The organism is Stenotrophomonas sp. 3diitr2024, assembly GCF_042136455.1.
In the GTDB taxonomy this organism is placed as follows: Bacteria; Pseudomonadota; Gammaproteobacteria; order Xanthomonadales; family Xanthomonadaceae; genus Stenotrophomonas; species Stenotrophomonas sepilia.
Window position 1 is genome coordinate 1 of record NZ_JBHHMJ010000728.1, and the last position, 3,603, is coordinate 3,603.

2 protein-coding genes are annotated in these 3,603 nt (G+C 66.3%); both read right to left on the reverse strand.

What is annotated here, in order from left to right:
• The coding region (locus tag ABGA94_RS19035; RefSeq protein WP_375367928.1) for an acyl-CoA thioesterase at positions 1-429 on the reverse strand (429 nt) is incomplete at its 3' end.
• Entirely contained in the window at positions 429-3,422 is a 2,994-nt protein-coding gene (gene uvrA / locus ABGA94_RS19040) for an excinuclease ABC subunit UvrA (protein ID WP_005415703.1), read from the reverse strand. The genes uvrA and ABGA94_RS19035, both read right to left, overlap by 1 nt.
• Positions 3,423-3,603: the final 181 nt, after the last annotated feature.

Sequence of the window (3,603 nt, forward strand, 5' to 3'; positions counted from 1 at the left end):
GTTCTTGGTCTGGCTCATTTGCAGTTCTCTTCCAGCAGTTCCAGTTCGCGGGCCGGCAGCCAACCCGTCGCGCCATTGGCGCGCTCGGACCACCACCACGTTGCCATCCGAGTACAGCTTCGACTCGTCCTGCTGGTCGACGATGCGGTGGCCGATGGTCACGCTGCTGTTGCCCAGGCGCTCGACGAACAATTCGACCACGATGTCGTTGGGCCACACGATCGGCAGCCGGTAATTGACGTTGGTCGCGGCCACCACCGGGGCGATGCGGTCGGTCATCGACACGCCGTCCACGCCCAGCATCCAGCGCACGCGCGCTTCTTCCAAGTAGGAAATGTACTTGGCGTTGTTGACGTGGCCCATGCTGTCCATGTCGCGCCAGCGCACGCTGATCGGGATGCGGGCCAGGATCTTGTGTTCGCTGCTCATCAGGCGTCCTTCTTCTTCGACGTGCTCTTGCTGGCCTTGCCGGCGCTCTTGGCGGCCACGGCCTTCTTCGCCACCTTGGCCGGCTTCTCGGGCTTCACCTTGCGCGGCGGGCGGGCGTCGGGCTTGTTGGCCACGGCGGCCGGCTGCTCGGGGCGCGCGCTGGTGGAAGGCAGCATGCGGGCCAGGAACTGGCCGGTGTACGACTGCGGGCAGGCCGCCACGTCTTCCGGCGTGCCGGTGACCAGGATGGTGCCGCCGCGGTGGCCACCCTCCGGACCCAGATCGACGATCCAGTCGGCGGTCTTGATCACGTCCAGGTTGTGCTCGATCACCACCACCGTGTTGCCTTCGTCGCGCAGCTTGTGCAGCACGCCCAGCAGCGCTTCGATGTCGTGGAAGTGCAGGCCGGTGGTCGGCTCGTCGAGGATGTACAGGGTGCGGCCGGTATCGCGGCGCGACAGCTCCTTGGACAGCTTCACGCGCTGCGCTTCACCACCGGACAGCGTGGTCGCGCTCTGGCCCAGCTTGATGTAGCTCAGGCCGACGTCGACCAGTGTTTCCAGCTTGCGTGCGATCGACGGCACCGGCTCGAACAGCTTCAGCGCATCCTCGACGGTCATTTCCAGCACGTCGTTGATGTTGAAACCCTTGTACAGGATCTCCAGCGTCTCGCGGTTGTAGCGCTTGCCATGGCAGACATCGCACGGCACGTACACGTCCGGCAGGAAGTGCATCTCGACCTTGATCAGGCCATCGCCCTGGCAGGCCTCGCAGCGGCCACCACGCACGTTGAAGCTGAAGCGGCCCGGGGAGTAGCCGCGTGCACGCGCTTCGGGCACCTGTGCGAACAGTTCGCGCAGGGGAGTGAACAGGCCGGTGTAGGTGGCCGGGTTCGAACGCGGGGTGCGGCCGATCGGCGACTGGTCGATGTCCACCACCTTGTCGAACAGGTCCAGGCCATCGATCTCCCTGTACGGGGCGATCGGGTGCGAGGAACCGTTGATCTCGTTGGCGGCCAGCGAGAACAGGGTGTCGTTGATCAGGGTCGACTTGCCGGAGCCGGACACGCCGGTCACGCAGGTCAGCAGGCCCGACGGAATCGCCAGGTCCACGCCCTTTAGGTTGTTGCCGCTGGCCCCGCGCAGGTGCAGGGTCATCTTCGGGTTCGGCTTGTGCCGGCGCGCCGGAATCTCGATCGCGCGCTTGCCCGACAGGTACTGGCCGGTCAGCGAGCGCGGTGCCTCCAGGATGTCCTGCAGGGTGCCCTGGCCGACGATCTCGCCGCCATGCACGCCTGCGCCCGGGCCGATGTCCAGCACGTAGTCGGCCAGGCGGATCGCGTCCTCGTCATGCTCGACCACGATCACCGTGTTGCCGAGGTCGCGCAGGCGGGTGAGGGTGCCCAGCAGGCGTTCGTTGTCGCGCTGGTGCAGGCCGATCGACGGTTCGTCGAGCACGTACATCACGCCGACCAGGCCGGCACCGATCTGGCTGGCCAGGCGGATGCGCTGCGCCTCGCCGCCGGACAGGGTGTCGGCCTTGCGCTCCAGGGTCAGGTAATCCAGGCCCACGTCGACCAGGAAGCCGAGGCGTTCGCCGATTTCCTTGACGATCTTCGCCGCGATCTCGCCACGCCAGCCCGGCAGGCTCAGCTCGCTGAAGAACTTCAGCGCCTCGTCGATCGGAAGCACCACCAGCTCCGGCAGCGGGCGGTCGGCCACGAACACATTGCGTGCAGCCTTGTTCAGGCGCGCGCCATGGCATTCCGGGCAGGGTTGTTCGCTGATGTACTTGGACAGCTCTTCGCGCACCGCCGGCGATTCGGTTTCCTTGTAGCGGCGCTCGAGGTTGGGAATGATGCCCTCGAAGCGATGCTTGCGCTGGGTGCGGCCACCGGCTTCGGTGAAGTAGGTGAAAGTGATAGCTTCATCGCCGCTGCCGTACAGCACGGCCTGCTGCACCTTGTCCGGCAGCGAGTTCCAGGCCGCGTCGACGTCGAACCGGTAGTGCTTGGCCAGCGAAGCGATCAGCTGGAAGTAGTAGGCGTTGCGGCGATCCCAGCCGCGCACCGCGCCGGCGGCCAGCGACAGCTCGGGGTGCACCACCACGCGCGAGGGATCGAAGAACTCGGCCATGCCCAGGCCATCGCAGCCGGGGCAGGCGCCCATCGGTGCGTTGAACGAGAACAGGCGCGGCTCCAGCTCCGGCAGCGAGTAATCGCAGACCGGGCAGGAGTATTTGGAGGAGAACAGGGTCGGCGCGGTTTCCGTGTTGTCCAGGCTCTGCACCGAGGCCATGCCGTCGCCCAGCTTCAGCGCGGTCTCGAAGCTCTCGGCCAGGCGCTGCTTGATGTCCTCGCGCGGGCGGAAGCGGTCGATCACCGCCTCGATGGTGTGCTTCTGGCGCAGCGCCAGCGGCGGCACCGCGTCGATCTCATGCAGCTCGCCGTCCACGCGCACGCGCACGAAGCCCTGCGCGCGCAGCTGGTCGAACACCTGGGCATGCTCGCCCTTGCGGTCGCGGATGACCGGCGCCAGCAGCATGTAGCGCTGTTCCGGGTCCAGGGTCAGCACCTGGTCGACCATCTGGCTGACCGTCTGCGCTTCCAGCGGGTAGCCGTGGTCTGGGCAGCGCGGGGTGCCTACGCGGGCGTACAGCAGGCGCAGGTAGTCGTAGATCTCGGTGATCGTGCCGACCGTCGAACGCGGGTTGTGCGAGGTCGACTTCTGCTCGATCGAGATCGCCGGGGACAGGCCCTCGATGTGGTCCAGGTCCGGTTTTTCCATCACGCTCAGGAACTGGCGCGCATAGGCCGACAACGACTCGACATAGCGGCGCTGGCCTTCTGCATAGATGGTGTCGAACGCCAGCGAGGACTTGCCCGAGCCGGACAGGCCGGTGATCACGATCAGCTTGTCGCGGGGCAGGTCGAGGTCGAGGTTCTTCAGGTTGTGCGTCCGCGCGCCGCGGATGCGGATGAAATCCATCGCCATGGGGGATCCGGTTGTGGGGGCGTTGGCTGGGTGCCGGGCCAGCAGGGAACGGCAATCGGTCAGCCTACCGAGGTGACCAGATGGGGGCAATGGGCGACAATGCCAGCCCGGTGTCTCACCTTGTGAGACAGGCCGACAGGCAGGGGTCAGATCCCTTTTCACGGGGTGAAAAGGGATCTGA